Origin of the sequence: Paraburkholderia sp. MM5477-R1, from assembly GCF_050436385.1 — a bacterium.
Classification (GTDB): domain Bacteria; phylum Pseudomonadota; class Gammaproteobacteria; order Burkholderiales; family Burkholderiaceae; genus Paraburkholderia; species Paraburkholderia tuberum.
The window spans coordinates 600932-620764 of the sequence record NZ_JBNDMC010000005.1 but is presented as its reverse complement, the minus strand read 5'-3'; the positions used below and the strand labels follow the sequence as shown (position 1 = coordinate 620764).

Annotated in this window: 21 protein-coding genes; 12 read left to right on the top strand and 9 right to left on the bottom strand. The window is 61.9% G+C overall.

The window, feature by feature from the left end; all coding sequences use genetic code 11:
• Positions 1–11: 11 nt before the first annotated feature.
• The 4 genes from OKW35_RS15185 to OKW35_RS15170 all read right to left on the bottom strand — a co-directional run bounded on the left by OKW35_RS15185 (position 12) and on the right by OKW35_RS15170 (position 4036).
• On the bottom strand, positions 12–431 hold the full coding sequence (locus OKW35_RS15185; RefSeq protein WP_090812178.1) for a MaoC/PaaZ C-terminal domain-containing protein: 420 nt from the start codon (positions 429–431) through the stop codon (positions 12–14).
• A 22-nt stretch (positions 432–453) separates the two neighbouring features.
• Entirely contained in the window at positions 454–1617 is a 1164-nt protein-coding gene (locus tag OKW35_RS15180; protein WP_090812179.1) for an acyl-CoA dehydrogenase family protein, read from the bottom strand.
• Between the two features lie 13 nt (positions 1618–1630).
• On the bottom strand, positions 1631–2845 hold the full coding sequence (locus OKW35_RS15175) for a CaiB/BaiF CoA transferase family protein (protein ID WP_429552460.1): 1215 nt from the start codon (positions 2843–2845) through the stop codon (positions 1631–1633).
• A 183-nt stretch (positions 2846–3028) separates the two neighbouring features.
• Positions 3029–4036 carry a LysR family transcriptional regulator gene (locus OKW35_RS15170; protein ID WP_429552459.1) on the bottom strand — a complete coding sequence of 336 codons (1008 nt, stop codon included), beginning with the start codon at positions 4034–4036 and terminating at the stop codon, positions 3029–3031.
• 266 nt (positions 4037–4302) lie between these two features.
• Here OKW35_RS15170 and OKW35_RS15165 point away from each other — a divergent pair, with 266 nt between their 5' ends.
• The 8 genes from OKW35_RS15165 (at position 4303) to OKW35_RS15130 (ending at position 10132) form a co-directional block, all read left to right on the top strand.
• Positions 4303–5151 (top strand): ABC transporter substrate-binding protein, encoded by an 849-nt coding sequence (locus OKW35_RS15165; protein WP_429552458.1) that lies wholly within the window; start codon positions 4303–4305, stop codon positions 5149–5151.
• Positions 5152–5167: 16 nt separating this feature from the next.
• Positions 5168–5845, top strand: coding sequence for an amino acid ABC transporter permease (locus tag OKW35_RS15160; protein ID WP_090812183.1), 678 nt, complete (start codon positions 5168–5170; stop codon positions 5843–5845).
• Between the two features lie 24 nt (positions 5846–5869).
• Positions 5870–6805: a dihydrodipicolinate synthase family protein gene (locus OKW35_RS15155; protein ID WP_090812184.1), complete on the top strand. Its 936-nt coding sequence runs from the start codon at positions 5870–5872 to the stop codon at positions 6803–6805.
• The gene (locus OKW35_RS15150) at positions 6802–7593 is read left to right on the top strand and encodes an amino acid ABC transporter ATP-binding protein (RefSeq protein WP_090812185.1); all 792 of its coding nucleotides are present in this window, start codon (positions 6802–6804) and stop codon (positions 7591–7593) included. The genes OKW35_RS15155 and OKW35_RS15150 overlap by 4 nt, the downstream gene beginning before the upstream one ends.
• Positions 7566–8144: a hypothetical protein gene (locus tag OKW35_RS15145; protein ID WP_090812186.1), complete on the top strand. Its 579-nt coding sequence runs from the start codon at positions 7566–7568 to the stop codon at positions 8142–8144. The genes OKW35_RS15150 and OKW35_RS15145 overlap by 28 nt, the downstream gene beginning before the upstream one ends.
• A 27-nt stretch (positions 8145–8171) precedes the next feature.
• Positions 8172–8567, top strand: coding sequence for a hypothetical protein (locus OKW35_RS15140; RefSeq protein ID WP_090812187.1), 396 nt, complete (start codon positions 8172–8174; stop codon positions 8565–8567).
• Positions 8568–8792: 225 nt separating this feature from the next.
• Entirely contained in the window at positions 8793–9206 is a 414-nt protein-coding gene (locus tag OKW35_RS15135; protein ID WP_090812188.1) for a hypothetical protein, read from the top strand.
• A 584-nt stretch (positions 9207–9790) separates the two neighbouring features.
• On the top strand, positions 9791–10132 hold the full coding sequence (locus tag OKW35_RS15130) for a hypothetical protein (protein ID WP_429354944.1): 342 nt from the start codon (positions 9791–9793) through the stop codon (positions 10130–10132).
• Between the two features lie 1050 nt (positions 10133–11182).
• On the opposite strand, the gene OKW35_RS15125 is transcribed toward OKW35_RS15130, so the two are convergent.
• Both OKW35_RS15125 and OKW35_RS15120 read right to left on the bottom strand, forming a co-directional pair.
• A complete protein-coding gene (locus OKW35_RS15125) occupies positions 11183–12472 on the bottom strand; it encodes an MFS transporter (protein ID WP_429552457.1) in 1290 nt (429 codons plus the stop codon).
• A gap of 53 nt (positions 12473–12525) precedes the next feature.
• Positions 12526–13614 (bottom strand): mandelate racemase/muconate lactonizing enzyme family protein, encoded by a 1089-nt coding sequence (locus OKW35_RS15120; RefSeq protein ID WP_429552789.1) that lies wholly within the window; start codon positions 13612–13614, stop codon positions 12526–12528.
• Between the two features lie 702 nt (positions 13615–14316).
• On the opposite strand from OKW35_RS15120, the gene OKW35_RS15115 reads away from it, so the two are divergent.
• On the top strand, positions 14317–14742 hold the full coding sequence (locus OKW35_RS15115) for a hypothetical protein (protein WP_429552456.1): 426 nt from the start codon (positions 14317–14319) through the stop codon (positions 14740–14742).
• Between the two features lie 217 nt (positions 14743–14959).
• Here OKW35_RS15115 and OKW35_RS15110 read toward each other — a convergent pair whose 3' ends face one another.
• The gene (locus tag OKW35_RS15110; protein ID WP_090812378.1) at positions 14960–15952 is read right to left on the bottom strand and encodes an IS5 family transposase; all 993 of its coding nucleotides are present in this window, start codon (positions 15950–15952) and stop codon (positions 14960–14962) included.
• A 324-nt stretch (positions 15953–16276) separates the two neighbouring features.
• Here OKW35_RS15110 and OKW35_RS15105 point away from each other — a divergent pair.
• Positions 16277–17253 (top strand): IS5 family transposase gene (locus OKW35_RS15105; protein WP_429552455.1). Its coding sequence is split into 2 segments (ribosomal slippage): positions 16277–16793 and positions 16793–17253, totalling 978 coding nucleotides; the frame shifts between segments, so codons are not numbered across the junction.
• Between the two features lie 414 nt (positions 17254–17667).
• Here the strand turns inward: OKW35_RS15105 and OKW35_RS15100 are convergent.
• Both OKW35_RS15100 and OKW35_RS15095 read right to left on the bottom strand, forming a co-directional pair.
• Positions 17668–18105 (bottom strand): VOC family protein, encoded by a 438-nt coding sequence (locus OKW35_RS15100; RefSeq protein ID WP_176078972.1) that lies wholly within the window; start codon positions 18103–18105, stop codon positions 17668–17670.
• Between the two features lie 98 nt (positions 18106–18203).
• A complete protein-coding gene (locus OKW35_RS15095) occupies positions 18204–18506 on the bottom strand; it encodes a dihydrofolate reductase family protein (protein ID WP_208524332.1) in 303 nt (100 codons plus the stop codon).
• On the opposite strand from OKW35_RS15095, the gene OKW35_RS15090 reads away from it, so the two are divergent.
• Together OKW35_RS15090 and OKW35_RS15085 are read left to right on the top strand one after the other, a co-directional pair.
• Positions 18496–18792, top strand: a complete 297-nt coding sequence (locus OKW35_RS15090) for a hypothetical protein (RefSeq protein ID WP_429552454.1) — start codon at positions 18496–18498, stop codon at positions 18790–18792. The two genes, OKW35_RS15095 and OKW35_RS15090, sit on opposite strands and share 11 nt — an antisense overlap.
• Before the next feature lie 304 nt (positions 18793–19096).
• Complete coding sequence (locus OKW35_RS15085) at positions 19097–19810, top strand: IS6 family transposase (RefSeq protein WP_429355206.1); 714 nt, start codon at positions 19097–19099, stop codon at positions 19808–19810.
• The last annotated feature ends 23 nt before the right edge of the window (positions 19811–19833 follow it).

Below are 19833 nucleotides of genomic sequence, written 5' to 3'. Positions count from 1 at the left end.
GCGCGCTCCGCTCAGACCAATGCAGCCGATGCCACCAGCGGCACCATGGTCGCGTGGCCGCGAATGGCGCGTGCGCCGCCGTCGAGCGTGCAGGTCACGTCGAAGCGGATCGCCTGCGGATCGGCTTCGGTGACGGTCGCGGACGCCTCGATCGTGCTGCCGACCGCAACGGGTGCATCGAAGCGCATGTCGAGCGCGCCGATGCGCCACGCCGGTCCCGCCAGCCGGTTCAATGCCGAGGTCGCGAGTGACAGCACGGCCAGTTCGAAGCTCAGCATGTTGGGAAAGCCTGCCGCGCGCGCGGCGGCGGCATCGACATGAAGCGGCGCGAGATTGCCGCTGATGCCGGTAAACATCGCCTGCTCCGCGACGGTCATGGTCTTGCGAAACGATAGGCTGGCGCCGCGTTCGGGAATGGTCTCGGTCTGCATGAAAAGGTCCTAAAATAAGGGCTTAAAGCGTGAGGCCGCGCTTGATGACGCTGCGCGCGATGAGCATGCGATGAATCTCCGACGTGCCGTCGTAGATGCGCGTGACACGGCTGTCGCGATAGATGCGTTCGAGCGGCATTTCCTTCGTGTAGCCCATGCCGCCGAATACCTGAATGCCGCGATCCGCAACCCGTCCGATCATCTCCGATGCATAGAGCTTGACCATCGAAAGCTTGTCGCGCACGTCGTGGCCCTGATCGAGTTCCCACGCGGTGTTCATCACCATCATGCGGGTCGCGAAGATTTCAGTTGCGCTGTCGGCGATCATCTGCTGCACCATCTGGAAGTCGCCGATGGGCTGACCAAACTGCCTCCGCTCCGCAGCGTGATTGCGCATGAGTTCGAGCACGCGCTGCGCCATGCCGCACGCGCGCGCGCCGATATGCGCGAGACGGATCGACGACACGCTCTCCATGATGAGCTTGAACCCGCCGCCGATTTCGCCCAGCACGTTCGCGCGCGGAATGCGGCAGTTCTCGAACACGAGTTCGGCGTGACCATAGCCGCGATGCCCCATCATCGGCTGCTTGCCGGTGACTTCGAAGCCCGGCGTGCCCTTGTCCACGAGAAGCAGCGTGATGCCGCCGCGCGCGCGTTTCTCCTTGTCGGTGACGGCCATCACGATCACGTAATCGGCGATATCGCCGTCGCTGATGAAATGCTTGCGCCCGTCGATCACCCACTCGTCGCCGTCGAGCCGTGCGGTGGTGGAAATCGCCGCCGCGTCCGATCCCGCGCCGGGCTCGGTGATCGCCATCGCGCAGATCTTTTCGCCGCGCACCGTGGGCAGCAGATACTTGTCGCGCTGATCGCCCTGGCAGGCCATCAGCATCGGATACACCTGTCCGAAGATGCGGCGGATCAACGCGTCCGACGTCCTGCCCAACTCTTCCTCGACCAGGCACATATCGACGTTCGACAGACCGCCGCCGCCGACTTCGTCGGGCATGTTCATCGCGAAGAGGCCGAGTGTCTGCGCCTTGTGGCGCACGATGCGCAGCTTCTCGGGGGGCACGATCCCGGTCGCCTCGGTTTCGGCTTCGAGCGGCTGCACTTCGTTGGTCACGAACTTGCGCACCGTATCGACGAGTAACTGCGTTTCGGAGGGAATGGAGAAATCGATCATGACGTGCGTGCTTTTAGTGAGCGGTTGAAGAGGGCGTGTCGACGGAACGCACGACGCCTTTCGCCTTGAAGGAGTCGATCTGTTCGCGCGTATAGCCGAGTTCGTCGAGGATTTCGTCGGTCTGCGCGCCTAGTGCCTGCGGCACGCGCGCGACGCCCGGCGCCTGTCCGTCGTAACGCGCGGGATGCATGACGAACGTGACCGCTTCGCCCGTCCCGCTCTCGGCGTTCTGGAACGTGCCGAGATGTTGAAGCTGCGGATCGGCCTGAAGGTCGTCATAGTCCTGAACGGGCGCGTGCCACACGTCGCTGTCGCGCAGGATGTCGAGCCATTCGGCAGTCGTCTTCTGCGCGATGCGGCGCGCAACCGCACGCGTGATCTCCTCTCGATGCGAGAAGCCCATGTCGTTCGTGAACGCATCCAGCGCGGGATCGTCGAGTACGCGTTTGAGCGCGTCGGGCGTTGCCATCGAAATGGCCATGTGACCGTCGGCGGTCGCGTGGATGCCGTACGCGCCCTGGCTGAACCAGCTCGCGAGTCCTTCCGCGCCGCGCGGCGAATCGCTGCGCGCGCCGTTGAGCCACGCGGTCAGCGATTCCGTTTGCAGATCGATCGCCGCCTGCAACAGACTCACTTCGACGAGACGCCCATCGCCCGTGCGTTCGCGGTTGAACAGCGCGGCGAGGATGCTCATCACATAGATCGTGGCCGCGTGTTGATCGACGATGACCGGGCCGACCGGCGTGGGTGGACCATCGGCGCGGCCAGTCCGCGCAGCCAGTCCCGACAGCGCCTGTAGCAGCAGATCCTGCCCAGGGCGTGCGGCATACGGACCCGAGCCGCCGTAGCCGCTCGCGCTCGCATAGATCACGCGCGGATTCGCGTCGCGCACTTGCTCGTAGCCCAGACCGAGCCGCGCCATCGCGCCGGGGCGGAAGTTCTCCATTACCACATCGGCGCGCGCGACGAGTTGACGCGCAAGCGCGCGTCCCGCTTCGCTTTTCATGTCGATGGACAGGCTGCGCTTGTTGCGTCCCGTCGTCAGGTGATTGACGCTTTGTCCGCCGACGAAGCGATTCGCGACCGCCCAATTGCGATGAAACGCGCCATCGATCGGCTCCACGGCGATGACGTCCGCTCCGAGATCGGCAAGCATCTGCGCGGCCATCGGTCCCGCATGAAAGTGATTGAAGCTGATGACGCGAACGCCGTCGAGAAGTTTGAGCATGGCTATTCCGAAGGAAATGAACCGTTGCATCGGAGTCCTTTGAGCAGGCATCCGATGCAACGATCGAGGTCACATTCAGAATAACAATCGAGAAACGTTCGCTGCGCGCGCGGCGCTATTAAATGGATGCGACCGACTATAAGCCGGTCTCATTGTCTTGATCTACGATGCTTCGCGTGGCCGCTAAGACGCTTCGCGCGTCCCTTGACGCACCGCGGTGAACGCGGCGGCCGCGCGTTGCGCCTTGACGGCCTCGCGCGCATGATCGACGAAGCTCTGCGTGAGACGCTGACGCGGGCGGTCCTTCGGCGTCAGCGCGCAAAGCGTGACGGGCATGCTCGTCTTCAGCGGACGCACGACGACGCTGCCGGGCGGCTGCGCGAGCGCCGACAGTTCATCGACGACGGCAACGCCCAGCCCTTCGCTGACGAGCCTGCACGCGATGTTGGCAAAGCGCACTTCGATCTCGGGCACGAAGTAGTCGCCCGCCGCCTCGAAGGCGCGCTCGACGATCAGCCCGAGCGGACTCCGCGCGGGCGGGCCGATCACCCGCCGGCCCTTGAGGTCGGATGGCGCGACGACATCGAGCATGTCGATGGCATCGCCGGGCGGCGCGGCGCACATCACCGAGAATTCGGCCAACAACTCGCTGACGAGGCTCGGGCGTGTGGGCGGCATCATCGAGAGGCCGACATCGGCCATGCCGGAGTCGAGGCTTTCGAGCAGCGCGTCCATGCGCATGGTTTCGAGGTGAATCTTCACGCGCGGATGATCGGCGCAAAAGCGCGCGAGCACTTTGGGCACGAGCCATTCGGACAGTTCCGCCGTGGCGAAAATGCGGATCACGCCCGCGCGGCCAGTACGCAAATCCCACGCTTTCTGCTGAATGGCCTGATGCACGAGGAAGAGCGGTTCGGCGTCGTCGAACAGCATCTTCGCTTCGGACGTGGGAATGAGCCGGTTGCTGATGCGATCGAACAGCGCGAAGCCCAGCTTGGCTTCGGCCAAGCGGATGGCGTTGCTGACGGCGGGCTGCGACATGCCCAGCTCGTCGGCGGCGCCCGTCGTGGTCCGGTAGCGCATCACGGCGCGCAAGACTTCAAGCTGACGCAGGTTGATCAAGACCCGCGCGGTGCCGCCCCTGTTCATGATCGTCCCGTTTCGTCTCGTCTCGTCTCGTATGTTCGCCATCGTTCCGATCGTCCCGATCGTGTGAGTCCGCCGGGCGACGTCTCCATCTTAAGTCGCCATATTAATGCGCGCACGCGCGTAAAAAAAACGTTTCTGCGACGCCGCAAGCGGCCGTCGCGGAGCCTTCGCCGTATAACGCGCCGTTATAGTTGGCCATTTTTTTTCACTGGCGCGTCCCATTGCGGCCACCGTAATGTCTCGTTACCGGGAGCCGCATCGTGCTGCTTACGCCGTGTTCATCGTCGTTCCGTCATTTCGGAGGTTCCATGTTTACAAGCCGCCCGGCGAAGGTGCTCGCCGCCGTCACGACCCTCTGCGCGGCGTGGTTCGCCGCGACCGGATCCGCCCATGCATGCACTTCCACGATTCCCTCGGGGACGCTGGTGAACCCGGGACACATACTGCTCTCGACGAACCCGACGCTGCCGCCCTTGCAATTCGTCGATGGCGACGGCGAGCTGAAAGGCATGAACATCGAACTTGGCCGTGAGCTCGCCAGGCGTCTGTGCGTGCAGGTCGACTTCATGCGCATGGATTTCCCTGCGATGATTCCCGCGCTCAAGGCAGGCCGCTTCGATGGCATCAACACGGGCATGTTCTGGACCGAAGAGCGTTCGCGCACGATGTACACGGTGCCGTATGCGCTTTCGACCATCGATATCGTCGCGAATCCGGACAGCAAGCTTACGCTCAAGGATGCGAAGGACCTGCGCGGACTCGCGATCGGCGTCGAGGCGGATTCGTATCAGGAGCGCTGGCTGCGCGAGCGGTCGAAGGAAAGCGAGAAGGAAGGCGGCAAGCCCATCACCATTCGCGCGTTCGCGACGGCGAGCGAAGTGATCGCGGCATTGCGCGCCGGTCAGTTCGATGCCGCCGCGCTGCCGAGCTACGCGGCGGGCGCCATCGTCAAGCGCAAGCAGGCCCGCATGGCGCTGCCCGGCCTCGGGGATGCGCAGACCACGCTCGCGTTCCGCCAGCGCGCGGTGGCCGAAGCCGTCGCACATGCGCTCGACGACATGCGCGCCGACGGCAGCTACGCCCGTCTGCTCGACAGCTACGGCATGACCAGGCTGCCCGATGCGCACATCACGGTGCGCGGAACCGGACCGGCATGAGCGGGCTGACTGAGCGATGAACCTGTTCAACGTACACGACTTCTTCGGCTATCTCGTCAACGGCTTCCTTCTGCGCGGCGTGTTCGTCACGCTCGGGCTGACGGTGGCGACGGTGATCGGCGGCATGGTGCTCGGCATGCTGATCGCGATGCTGCGCATGTCGGCGAGCAAGCCTTTGATCGGCATTGCGCGCTTCTATATCTGGGTGTTTCGCGGCACGCCGTTGCTGATTCAGCTCGTGATCATCTATACGGGTTTGCCGCAGTTGGGCGTGCGACTGTCGGTGATCGAGTCGTCGCTGCTGGCGCTGATTCTTAATGAAGCGGCCTATCTCGCCGAGATTATCCGCAGCGGTTTCATGGGCGTTGCGCGCGGCCAGTACGAAGCGGCGCAGGCGCTCGGACTGCCGCGCTGGCTCGTGATGTGGAAAGTCACGCTGCCGCAGGCGTTCCGCCTGATGATCCCGTCGTTCGGCAATTCGGTGAACGGGTTGCTGAAATCGACATCGATCACCTCTGTCATTTCGATGGAAGAACTCATGCGCCGCAGCCAGATGCTGATGCAGGAGAAATTCGAAGTGCTCGAAGTGTTCGGCGCGGCGGCGATCTTCTATCTGCTGATGACGACCGGCTGGGGTTTGATTCAGCGCGGCCTCGAAAAGCATTTCGGCGCTGGCCATGAGACCAGCCGATGACACCGCACGCATGAGGACCCACAGATGACGAAGACGATGCATTCTCCCGGCGACGTGGTGGTCGCAACCGTGCTGCCGTTCCACGAGGACCAGTCGATCGACTGGAAGAGCTATGAGCGCGTGCTGCGCTACTGCGGCCTCGCCGACGGCATTTCCGCGGTGTTCGTGAACGGTCACGCGGGCGAAGGCGGCGCGCTCGACCGCAAGGAGCGCATCGACGTGCTGCGCTTCACACGCGAAATGCTCGGCGATGGGCGTCCGCTGGTCGCGGGCATCATCGCGACTTCGACGCGCGAGGCGATCGACGAAGCGCTCGCCGCCCGCAATGCCGGCGCGAGCATGCTGACCGTTTTCCCGCCCGCGACGTTCGTGAACGCGAGCACGGCAATGGTCGTCGCGTACGTTCGCGCAATTGGCGAGGCATCGGGGCTGCCGCTTGCGATCTTTCAGTATCCGCTGGCGTCGGGCTACGGCTATTCGACCGCGACGCTCGTCGAGCTGGCGCGTCTGCCGTTCGTCGTCGCGATCAAGGAAGGCAGCGATTCGATGCGCGCCTACGAAGAAACTCGCGCGGCGGTGAAGGCGGTGCGTGCCGACCTGAAGATACTCGCATCGAATTTCGACTGGTTTCTCGCGCAGATTGCGGTGGGCAGCGACGGCATTCTGTCCGGACTCGCGAGTCTCGTTCCGCAGGACCTCGTCGCGTTGTGGCGCGCGGGCGAAGCCGAAGACCTCGCCGCGATGCGCCGCGCCGGCGAGCGCATGCTGCCACTCGTGCGCGCAATCTATGCCGCGCCGCGCAACGAAATGTATGCGCGCATCAAGGTCGCACTGGCGATGATGAACGTCATCGAATGCGAACGCGCGCGCGAGCCGTTTCTGCCCGTCTCGGCGGAGATGCGCGACGTCATTCGAAACGCGCTGGTGCAATCGGGCCTGATCAAAGGAGCAACGCCATGAGCGATGCCGTCATTCAACTCAACGACCACATGGTCGAATTCCGCGGCGTGCACACGTACTACGGCACGTATCACGCGTTGAACGACATCAACCTGCAAGTGGCACGCGGCGAGCGCATTGTGATTTGCGGGCCTTCCGGGTCGGGCAAATCGACGCTTATCCGCTGCATCAACCAGCTGGAGAAGCATCAGGAAGGCACCTTGATCGTCGATGGCATCGAACTCACGTCCGATACGCGCAACCTCGCTGCGATTCGGCGCGAAGTCGGCATGGTGTTTCAGCAGTTCAACCTGTTTCCGCACATGTCGGTGCTCGACAACCTGATTCTCGCGCCGATGTGGCTGCGCAAGCTCTCGAAGCACGATGCTACCGAACTCGCGATGCACTATCTGGGGCGTGTGAAGATTCCCGAGCACGCGCATAAGTATCCGGCGCAATTGTCGGGCGGCCAGCAGCAGCGCGTGGCCATTGCGCGGGCGCTGTGCATGAAGCCGCGCCTGATGCTGTTCGACGAGCCGACCTCCGCGCTCGATCCCGAGATGATCAAGGAAGTCCTCGACGTGATGGTGAGCCTTGCGCAGGACGGCATGACGATGATCTGCGTGACGCACGAGATGGCCTTCGCGCGCACGGTGGCGGATCGCATCGTGTTCATGGATCGCGGGCAAATTGCGGAGATCGCGCCGCCGGAGACGTTCTTTCATCGTCCGCAATGTGCTCGCGCGCAGAGTTTTCTTCAGCAAGTGGCCCGATCGCCGGAATGGGCCGAATCGGCGAAGGCGTGCTGATCGGCCGATGCGTGCGCGGCTTGCAGTTTCCGTTCGCCATCGAGGCGCACGTCATCGACCGCATGCATGCGCTCGCGTGCCGTCCCGGCGAAGCGCCGGTGCCGATGCCGATCCGCGGCATGCGCTACGTGCCCGCGCTGCGCCGCTTCGACTATCTGATGCAGCAGCGCACCGGCGCGCGTCAGGCGCTGTGCCGCATACTTCCCGCCGATGCCACCGCCGCGAGCATCGCGCAACTGCTCGCGCTCGAAGTGTTCGGGCGGCCGGATGCGGAATGGAATCGCGTGCAGGCAGCGCGGGCGCTGGACATCGATCCGCACGAACTGAGCGTGAAGCTGTTTCGCGAAGGCAGCGCGCTGACGGAGATCGTGCGCACGCAGCGTCTGATGCGCGCGTTCGTCGAGATCGCGGCGGGACGCATGTCCGCGCTTGCGTCGATGAATCACGCGGGCTTCGGTTCGGCCGCGCGTTTGCGTGCGTTCTTTCACGCGCGCTTCGGCTTTTGCGTCGATGCGCTCATCGTTACGCCGCGGCCTTCTCGCTCGCGGTGACATCCCTGAATCGGTATCGAACCCGCCATGCCTTATCTGGAAATTTTCGCGCGCCGCGAGCGTGCATCGAACGATGCGCGACTGAGCGCCTTCGTCAGCGAGGTGACGCGGTGCGTCTCATTGATCTTCGACGTAGATAGCACCGCAATCACGCTGTTTTTCTTACGGTTGGATGACGACGCCTATGCGCACGATGGTGCTCTCGCCACGGATCTGCCTCCTGGCGATGGTCGGGCTCAACGGGTGTTCGTCAAGGTGCATGCGTATGCGCGATCGGTCGAGCTGCGACGCGCGCTCGCGGCGGCCTTGACGCCGCTACTCGCAGCTTACTTCGATGTACCTCTGAAGCGCGTGGCCGTGTACTTCTTCGAGCGCAGCGCCGATGAAGTTGCGCACGGCGGCAAATTGTCCGCCGACAGCTGATCGCCCGGCCGAAGAAAGCGTACCACTTGCACTTCGTGAACGAACGCAGGCTGGTCAGCGCCGGCTAGCTCTGCGCCGTTCTGCATCAGCTGCAAAACCTTCGGCGACTACTGCGACATCACATGGACCAATCTGCCGCCGCCGCGTTGCCGATGACAGAAATTCCGTTCCGTTTGATGCGATAAGGGTCGACCGTCCAGCGCGCTCTTCGCGTAAGCGAACTGCTTGAAAGCTGGCTCGCCGAACGTGCAGCGGGTCATCGCGACGGCGAACATCGCGCGCGTGAGTGGCGGCGCACTCGCGGACTACAGGGTGGCCCTGGACGATGCGGTGCTCCGGCAGGTCGGCGAGCGGGCCACGGTGCGCGGCTATCCGAGATGGGCGGGCAGCGTATGGGATCTCGTTGCGCGCTGTGTTGCCGCTGCGCTGAACCCGGGACGCGAAGCATTACCGCCGCGACCCGCGTCACCGCAGGTGACGGTTCACGTGAATGGCGCAGGCTACCGTTACGTGCGTCTGGATGAGATTCCGGAGCCGGCCAGAACGTACTTCGACAGGAAACTGGCCGGTTCGGGCATTCCTGACCACGGCTGTGCTTTCGCGCACGACTGGTTCGACTTTCTCAACGGCCAGCGCTGATGCCAGAGCGGTGCGCCGTGCTTTGTAGCAAGTTGCAGCCTCGCACAACATGTCGATCAGATCGAACCAGCCGTCGCCGCACTCGAAACCCGACAGGGAGAAAACCGTTGGGACGGTATCCAGATCATCAGCGACTGTCGGGTTGACGTCGAAGATGAGCGGGTATTTTGCCCGCAGGATGCCTGACAGTTCCTCACGCACCGTTCTCTCGCTCCCATTCCTGTACCGCCATTGCAGCAACGGGATCGATTGTCCCATAGTGAAAGGCTCTCCGGAACCCGAGTGCGGTGCACGGTCAGTGATGAGTGATGGTGGCGTTCTGGAATGCGCTGTAAATTTTATAAGCGTCAAGCAGCACGGCCGCTCGGCCAACCTGCTTCTCGCCAGACACCCTATACGCCGGGCATCGGAGATTGCGACAATGGCGCTCCCTGGAGCATATTGCGGTTATCGACTCGAGTCTGTCATGGCCGCATTCAGATCGGCTGCTCCATCGGGAAGAAGGAATAAGGCCGGAGCACCTCGCGAACCTGTCTGGCCAACCGGGATCGCATGATGAACAGTGAAATGAGAGGCGGCTGTCAGTGACGCCGCGGACTGCATCCAGTATCTGCAGCGATTGGCCGCCGACAATCAGGGCATCGGCGAAACGCTCGCAAAAGGGACAGGGATTCACGAGTACCAGGAACCACATCAGGTATCAGGCGAAAGAGGGTGATCAGCCCGGCTGGGATCTCTACACCGAGATTCTTGAGCCGGACGACGTCGTGTATCTCGAGCTCGACGGTGTAGCCGCTGAAGTCACGATGCTCGGGAACATGGAGCGCGGCCCGGGCACGGTGCTGTTGCGCCTGCCGGTCGACACTGCGAAGCAGCTTGGTCTCGTGCCGCCGGACTGGGAAAACTCGGACTGGGGAAAAGGGTAGGTCATGCGCAAATACCGGGGCAGGACAGTGCGGTAGGTCGCGGCCTGCACATGCGACCGCTGCGGCCGGCGCATGACGCCGATGACGACCAGTGGAAGTGGTACAAAACGTGTCGCTCGACTGGCGTGGCGGCTTTGGCTCGATTTTCGGCGACAGCGCCCATATGAGCGTTGACGTTTGCCAGCAGTGCGCCCGCAATACGCCGGGGCCATGGCTGCGTGTCGATCCGCCGTCCGCACCGGATGGCTCAATCAAGCCCTGAAGGCTGTCGTGCCCGGACTCGAAGCGCCGATATCTGTCGACAGGATGAACCTCTGTGGTTTCCACGAGAGCGACTCCCGATGCGGGTCTGCGCGTCGCTCAGACTGCCGATCATGGCTCGGCGCATGTCGCGCCGCATCCCGAACTCACCGTAGACACACCGGGGCGGCTGGCTGCCTTCGGTTGAACAAGTTATCGCTATCGCTGAATGGGTCTTCTTGACCGCATTGCCGCCGGTCGCGCAGTTGGGAGTTCAAGCGCAGATAACAAGATGGTCCGATCGTTCATGACGGCGCCTCAGAGACAGCAGTTCGGCCTTTGCCGCCATTCGGGCGGGCTGGGTTCTACGTCGGCAATGTGAAGGATTGCCGACGGTCGCGGCGTCGAGCAGCTGGGCTGCAGATTCCGGCATCGCGAACTCACACTCCCGACCCTGACGACGTCCACCGTCTCTCTACCCGAATGTCCGTTCATCAAGGGTTAAGCAGTCGATCGAATGTCAAGATCCACGGACGGAATTGGTCTGCTCGTAGGCGCAGCAGATGTTGCAGCGGACGAAGCTAACGTTCCGACAGCGGGTGCCGACAAGCGCCCTGGTGACGAACTGACGGCGAATGCCCAAGTGGATCTGTTCTTGTATTGGTTAAGAGCGGTATGACTGACTGGGCGTCTGTACGCGACAGGCATCTGCATCCGGCACGCCGGGGATTGCAGCTGATGCCGGCGGCTCCCTCGGCGATTTATTGTTGCGGCCACGTGCACCGCGGTTAGACGTGCGGCGAGCTACGTCTAGACCGGTGCGCCGCGCAAGCGTGCGACTTGCGTCTGCCGTACGCAGAGCCACAGCACGATCATTCCGACGCAACCGAGTGCACTCGCGAGCACGAACGCTGACGAGTAGCCTGCGCCATACTGAATCAGGAAACCGGTGATGCTGGGCGACAGCACGCCGGCCAAGTTCGCCAGTAAGTGAACAAAGCCGCCGGTCGCACCGATACGCTCGCTCGGCACGATATCCTGAAGTAGCGACCAGCACGCCTGCGGCGTCATGAAAACGAAGAGGCTCGCAATCGCGATGAGGGTCACAGCGGGCACGAGCGAACTCACTCGCGAGACGAGCAGCACGCTGAGCGCCGCAACGCCAAGACCCAGCATGATGACGGTCTTCCGAGCAAACAGCACGTCGCCGGTTTTTTTGTAAAGACCGTCAGAGAGCATCCCGCCCAGCACGAAGCCTGCGGTAGCGGCTAGCCAGGGCAGAATGCCGACGATGCTCATGTGCTTAATGTCGAGATGCTGATAGTCCGTAAAGTAACTCGGCAGCCACGAGAGGAAGAAGTACAGTACGTAGTTGAAGGCGAAGAACGCGACGGCCACGCCAAGCACCGGCAGCGATACCAGGTAGTGCATGACGCCTCCCGCGTTCGATGCAGCGGTCTCACCGTCGACCTGCACGCTCGCCTGTCGATCGGCGAGAATATGCGCCACTTCCTGGCGCGAGACCGCCGGGTGGTCCTTCGGATGATCGCGGAAGCAACGCCACCACACCGCGATCCACGCAAAACCCATGATGGCAATGGCAATGAAGGAGATTCGCCAGCCAAACCGGAGAGCGACAAGACCGACGATGGGCGCGGCGATCGCGGCGCCGAGCGGCTGCCCCGCGTTTGTCAATCCGACGGCCCTCCCCGCCTCACTACGCGGAAACCAGTTCGATATCGATTTGTTCGTGGTGGTGCCCATCGGTCCTTCGGCCACGCCGAATGCGACGCGCGCTACCATCAAGCTCGCGAAGCTGCCGACGAAAGCCGTCGCGCCGCAAAAGACCGACCAGAAACCCGCCGCCAGCGCGAAGACCTTGCGCGGCCCGTACTTGTCCGCCGCCCATCCGCCGACGAAACAGAACACGCAGTAGCCGATAAAGAAGCTGCTGAACAGGATGCCCAGCTGTGCATCGTTGATATGCAGCTCTGCCTTGACGAGCGGCGCGACGATCGACAGCGCTGCTCGATCGAGATAGTTCAACATGCCCGCGAAAAACAATAAAGCAGCAACTGCCCAGCGGTACTGAAAACGCATATTTCCTCCGGCTACAGCTCGTTGTCTATTCAGAAAGTCCGCGACGCATACGGTTACGCGACCGTGGCCGTATCGACGGCATGTCGGTTCAGGACGTCCGTGTCCGGCTGGAAGCCCAAGCCAGGCACAGCCGGCAGCGTGAAAGATGGTCCGAAGTCGTGTTGCGGATAAAGGCGGGTGGACCACTGAAGCCACGGGACTTCGAGCGCGACATCCCCGGGCAGAGTCGCGACAATGTGCGCCGTCGCGAGCAGGCCGGCTCCATAGTAGAAACAATGCGGTATGACGCGGACTCCGTTGTCGGCCGCGAGCCGAATGACATCGCGCATTCCGCTGATGCCGCCGATCTTGGCGACGCTCGGCTGCGCGATGTCGATCGCGCGGTGCTCGAAATACTGCCGAAAGCCCGCCACGCCGGAGGCGTTCTCGCCCGCGGCGATCGGAACACCGGCGCTACGTACCTGGGCAAGCCCAGCGGCATCATCAGGTGGCCACACCGGCTCTTCAATCCAGCCGAGCCCAGTTGCCTTCAGCGCGCTCACCCGCTTCTTCGCCTCTTCCACCGACCAAGGACAATTGACGTCTACCATCAAAGCGACTTCGTCGGGCAATGCGCCGCGAGCGGCCTCGATTGCGGCGCGCTGCGTCTCGTGCAGCTTCATCGCCCTGAAGCCCGCCTGATGTGCGCGCCGCACCTGCAACGCCACTTCCTCGGGATCGTTGTCGTAGCAAACAAGGCTTGCATAAACATCGACTGTATCGCGCATAGCGCCAAGCAACCGGTGCAACGGCTTTCCTGCCGCCTGGGCGCAAAGATCCCACATCGCAATGTCGATCGCAGATAGCGCGTAGAGCATTGGTCCGGTGCGCCCAAAAGCGTGAAACGCCTGATGCGCCGCTTCGACGCGTCCCGCGAAACTATCGGGATTCCCGCCGATCTCCGCCCCGATGAAGAAGCGGGCGACCGGCCCTGCTAGCGCGGCAAAAGTCGCAGGATTGCAGAGATGTCCAAACGCCTCGCCCCAACCTACCGAGCCGTCATCGGCAATGACTTTGACGAGCAGCGTCTCCATTTTCTGTAACGTCCGCGACGCGGCGTTGTACGCATCGGCAGGTCCATCGGCCCTCTGTGGGGATGCCATGCGTCCCGCGCTGAACGGCATGGCCACTCTGATGACTTCGATACGGCTGATTCGCATGTCGTCGCCTCTAATGTTCGTTGCCCGCTTCCAATGCAAACCGCCGATGGCAACGTCAGTTATCATATGACATTGCGCCGCTTGCCACCTCCGGAGTTTCCCTTACATTACGCGCCAAAGCGCCTGCGATGTGAGGCACCGAGGCATCACGGGATTAGTAGGAGGCACTGTGAAAGTAGCACGTCGTATGACAGTTACTTTCAAGGCGGTGAAAACGGGCGCGGGCATTTGCCAGTTCAAACCCGTCGCTGCGGCCTTGCGACAGGGACACTTTTTGTCACAGACGTTGACGTACGGCGAATGGGTCATCAGGAATCACTTAGCCATTCGGCACCTTGCGAGCCAACGTCTCCTGACGAGGCAGTCATGCCGTCTGAATGTCCTGCGCGAGCGAATGGCCAACGTGCCTTTCTGGCCGACTGCTGACTCATAAGCCTGCGTGTCGTCCAGTTGAAGCGTACTTCAGCCGGACGTCAGAGTCCGGCGGGGAACGCGTCAGATTAAGGGTATTTCCAACGTAAATTGACACCCTCGCTGCAAAGTCTCAGGACCAAATCTGACAGTTTCGCCGTTGACGTACGCAAACGTCCGAATCTTGACGGTACCCCGATTACGAAACGGCCGCCTTTGCCGATCGGCGCGGCTATGACGGCATCGGGCTATGACGGCATCGCCATGGTGCGGGGGATGGTGGAGCGCGGCCGGCAGATCCTCGGCCAGCTCGAGAAGCGCCTAGAACGCGCCAAGGAGGCCGTGCGTCTTCGCCATGAACCTCAACTACGACCCGACGTCGTGCCCGAGATCGTCGAGGCCGACTCGATCTTGCGCGGCGACCATCAGAAGCTGGCTCCTTTCCGGTGCTATGCCCGCTTATGGCTCGAGCGCGACTACGACGCGGCGGCCGGCAAGGGCGAGGTCATCGTCCAGGGGGACTCAGCCGTAGCGGCGGATCGTTTCCTGCACGCCCGCCAGACCTTTGCGCAGGTCATCGGCATTCATGACCGGCACGAGTTCGATCTTGGCGTTCAAACCAAAGAAGAGCCGCTCGGCGGTATCGGCAATCTGCGATGATTCCGCCATGTTCACGATGAAGAAGCCGCCCCGGTCGCCATTCTCGGCGTGGAAATAAGCGGCTTCGGGCTTCAGATCCTCGGTTAGGGAAGCGCTGATCAATGGACCAACTGCCCAAGTTGCAGACGAGATGCCGTCGAATTTTCCGGATGACGAAGCGAATCGATGCTCAACTCGGTGAATTGGACGCGCAAACGAGGCTCCCTGCTCGCATTTTTTATACGCATGACGGATTGCTCCCATGGACCGATCGCGACAGATTTCGCGCAATCACCAGATTCGCAAGAGCGAACAGGCTGAACAGTTGCGCGGTGTTCTTGGCCAAGCCCTTGTATCGCGTCTTGCGATGGTGAAACAGGTTCTTGACGATATGGAATGGATGCTCAACCCGCGACCGGATCTGCGCCTTGGTTCGCTCGACCGCGATCACCAGGTTCTTCAGCGCCCCGTCCTGCATCGCCTTGATCTTTCCCCGCTTGGCAGCGACGTGCCACTTCACGGTCTTGCCCGCCATTTCCTCGCGCTTGTCTACGCCAATGTAGCCCGCGTCGGCGAACGCCTGCTCTTCATGTCCGTGCAGCAGGGCATGCGCTTGCGATACATCCGACACGTTGGCCGATGTGCCAACCACACTGTGGATCAGGCCCGAATCGGCATCGACGCCAATGTGGGCTTTCATTCCAAAGTGCCATTCGTTTCCCTTCTTCGTCTGATGCATTTCCGGGTCACGACTCTTCCCGGCGTTCTTGGTCGACGGCGGCGCTTCAATGATCGTTGCGTCAACCAGCGTGCCTTCCTTCATCATCAGCCCACGCTCGCACAGCGAGATGCCAATCTCGTCGAACAACTTCCGTGTCAGTTCGTGTTCGATCAGCAGGCGCCGGAATTTCAACAGCGTGGTCGCATCAGGCACGTTCTCAACTGCCAGATCGATGCCGGCGAAGGCTCGCAGCGCGATGCTGTCATACAGCGCGTCTTCCAGTCCTTCGTCCGACAGCCCGTACCACTGTTGCAGGAAGTAGATTCGCAGCATTCGCTCCAGGCCAATCGGCGGGCGGCCTCGCGTGCCCTTCGGATAGTGCGGCTCGATTGCCGACAGCAAGCGCTGCCACGGAACGACCTTCTCCATCTCGGCGAGGAAGCGTTGGCGCCTCGTCACTCGCTTCTTGCCTGCAATTTCCGCTTCGGCGAAGCCGATCTGCCTCTTCATCAGTGTGAGTCTGTTCCGTGAGTTGCCTTCTATAACGTCCTCAGCTACGCCAACGATGACCACCGAGCTGAATAAATCAGCGCTTCCTTAGCTGTTGGAAGACTTTTTCTAATTTGCCGGCGCGGATGGCGGAGTTGCCGGCATCAGCGGAAAACGAGAACTTCACCATAACACGCATGACTTACCTCCCTGACGGTTGCCGGGTCGCCCGGCGGCGGGCGCCCTCGGTGGATCATTCTGAGCCTAAGGCAGCGCTGATTAAGTCCACCGATCCGGCACCTCAAGCATTATAGAGCTCGGATTGAACGAAGAAGGCGAAACAGGATGAAGCAGCAGACGCTGGCGATGGCAGCCGATCAAGGTGCGGGTTTCGAGACGCACCGCAAACGCACGCGGCGCGACGAGTTTCTCGACACGATGAATGCGATCGTGCCATGGCCGCAGTTGTGCGCGGTGATCGAGCCGCATTATCCGAAGCGCGGCAATGGCCGCCCGCCAATTGGTCTGGAGCGCATGCTGAGGATTCATTTCGTGCAGCACTGGTTCAATCTGGCCGACTTTGCTTGCGAAGAGGCGCTCTACGACAGCGCGAACCTGCGTCGCTTTGCCGGAATTGACCTGGGTTGTGAAGCCGTACCGGACGCGACGACGCTGCTCAAATTCCGGCGCCTGCTGGAGACGCACAAACTGGGCGAGCAATTGTTTGCCGAAGTCGGTCGGGTGCTGCAGGCCAGCGGCATGAAGCTCAAAAGCGGCACCATCGTGGACGCGACGATCATCGGCGCGCCGAGCTCGACGAAGAACGAGCAGAAGGCGCGCGACCCCGAGATGCATCAGACCGCAAGGGCAAGCAATGGTACTTCGGTGCCGAGCTGCACATCGGTGTGGACAGCCAGAGCGGCCTGGCGCACAGCGCGGTGCTCACGCCGGCCAACGTGCATGACAAACACCCGCTACCGCAATTGCTGCACGGGAACGAGCGGCGCGTCTACGGCGATAGCGCCTATGCGAGCCAGAAGGAACTGATCCGCAGCAAGGCGTCCAGGGCGCGCGACTTTACCAATCAGCGCACGCGCCGTGCGGGCGGCGAAGTTGGCGAGGTGCAGCGTAGCAAGAACCGCAACAAGTCGAAGATTCGCGCCCGGGTGGAACATGTCTTCGCGGTGGTGAAGCGACTGTGGGGATTTACGAAGGTGCGCTATCGCGGGCTCGCAAAGAACGCCAACCGGGCGTTCGTCGCGCTCGCGCTGGCGAACGTCTACCTCTCACGAAAGAAACTGATGGCACCGGTACGCCCATAGTGGGCGAAAGGCGGGCAAAGTGCCCGCCAAACAGGCCTGCGAGGGCCGAAAAGCAATGGCTTCGGCTCGGCCTCATCACTTGGCGACGTTCAAGTCGCTGACCCGTCGCCGACTTAGTGGCTTGTTCAGCTAAGCCCTAAGCTCACCCGCCCGCAACCTGGATCGGCGGCAACCCCAGGCGGGGGATTTCGATCGCGGGGCAGCGGTTCATCACCTAAACGGACTTTTCGTACGCTAAGCGCGCTACGCTGGGCGTCTCGAACGTCTCTGCGCGACCCAAACCGGCCAGTGGCGAGCGTCCGCTATCAGGTAGGCTGGCCACCAACGCCTGAATTAAGCGGCGTGCCGAAGGCACGTCCGCTTGAATGAATGAATTATTAGGCGCCAATGTGACCATGCTCATCAGGTAGTCGGCTACCGGAGTTCTTGGGCAAGCCCGATGAGAATTCCTTCGGCATCACGAATGTAGCAGAGACGGTAGATGTTTTCGTAATTGACAACTTCATCGACCACCGACGCACCGAGCTTTCTGAGCCGGGCGAGGGTGTCGTCGATGTCCTCGACGGTGAACATGACGCGGAGGTATCCCAACGAGTTAACTGGAGCTCTGCGGTGATCGGACGAAATGGCAGGTGAGTCGAAGCGCGAGAGCTCGAGGCGGCTGTGGCCGTCGGGGGTGCGCATCATTGCGACTTCAACGCGCTGACCATGCACTCCGGTGACGCGGCCGGCCCATTCGCCTTCAATGGGCATGCGGCCTTCGAGGGTAAGGCCAAGTTCGATAAAGAACTCAATGGCGGCATCGAGGTCGTTCACCACGATGCCGACGTTGTCCATCCGCTTGACTGCCACGATGTCTCCTTTGGCGCCTAATGCCTGAATTAAGCCGACCCGCGAAGTGGGTTCGGCGTTAATTAATTGTTAGCCCGCTTTTGCGAATGTGCCAATGGCTACCTTCTTGGCTCATACCGAATTGCCACCACCCCAGAGTCGAACTCCAGTCGGCTTACGAGCTTCAAGTCGACACGCTTCGATAGCCCCGCAAACAACGTCGGCCCGTGGCCTACTAGCCTGGGTTGCACTACGAACTCGTACTCATCGATCAATCCCAGCTCCGCCAACGCCAGCGGAAGCTTCACGCCTCCCACGAACAGCCCCTTGCCCGACTCCCGCTTGAGTTGCTGGACTGCCTTGCCCAGATCCCCGCGCACGAGTTCTGCGTTCCAATCGACCCGCTCCAGGGTGCTTGACACGACGTACTTCTTTGCCGCGTCGATCGTCCGGGCGAAGCTTCATCCAATCGGCCATCCAATCAGGCATCACTCCCGTCTGCGCCGGTGGCCGCCACGCCGCCTCCATCATTTCGTGGGTCAACCGGCCAAAGAGGAGGGCATCGGCCTGCGCGAGGTTCTCGGCCGCGTGATGATGCAAGTCTTCGTCCGCGATCACTTCACGATGATCGCAGCAACCGTCCAATGTGACGTTGATGGAATACCGAAGGGGTCGCATTACGTGCTCCTGAAGCGGTCTAACTATTGAATATACGGACCCGTGGGTCCGGTTATACATCTTGCGCCACGTGCCACCATGGGTAGCGTAAGCCCCTGATTCCTGACCAACTTCGCCGCGCCCGGTCTGGCTATCACGAAGGAGTACAGCCGGACGCAGCGGACGCACGAATTTAGCTACCTTGGTGCTTTTCCCACCAACAGGAGTGACCGTCATGGGACGATGCCACCAAGAAAGCGTCCGTCAACGGCCGCTATCGAGCGACTCGTCCGCGCGGGCCAATGGCTGGTTGGGCGCTGTCAGGTTAGAGGACCTGCCGCGGTAAAATGAAGCAATGAAAAAGACGAAATCGCTTTATCACGGTCATCGGTTCCCCGCTGTCGTCATCAGCTGTGCTGTTCGCTGGTATTTCCGGTTCAGCCTGAGCCTGCGCGACATCGAGGAGTTGTTGCTCGAGCGTGGTGTCGTAGTCACATACGAAACGATCCGTTGCTGGTGCGACAAATTCGGCGCTGGATTTTCTCGGCGCGCCAGGGCGGTGCGGCGCAAGCCGGGCAGTACATGGCACCTCGACGAAATGTTCGTGACGCTGCAGGGGGAGCCGTATCTGTTGTGGCGTGCGGTCGACGAACATGGCGCCGAACTGGATGTGCTGGTGCAAAAGCGGCGCGACAAGGCTGCGGCAAAGCGCTTTTTCCTGCGGGTGCTGCGTTCGAACCCGGTGCCGCGCAGGATTGTTACGGACCAGTTGCGCAGTTACCCGGCAGCAAAGGCTGATATTCCCGAACTCGCTCAGGTGAAGCACGTATTCGTCAAAGCGGCTGCACGCGTGAACAATCGCGCCGAGAACAGCCATCAGCCGACCCGCAGGCGCGAACGGCACATGTGCGGCTTTCGCGATGCACGTCGCACCCAGGCATTTCTCTCATGCTTTGGCCCGATCCGGCAGCACTTCGCCTTGCCCAGACATCAGATGAACGCAGCGATGTCATCGCGCCATACTCAAGAAACGCCTCGCCGTCTGGCATGGTTGGACCGTGGATGCTGAAATCGAGCATGCTATCTGATCAG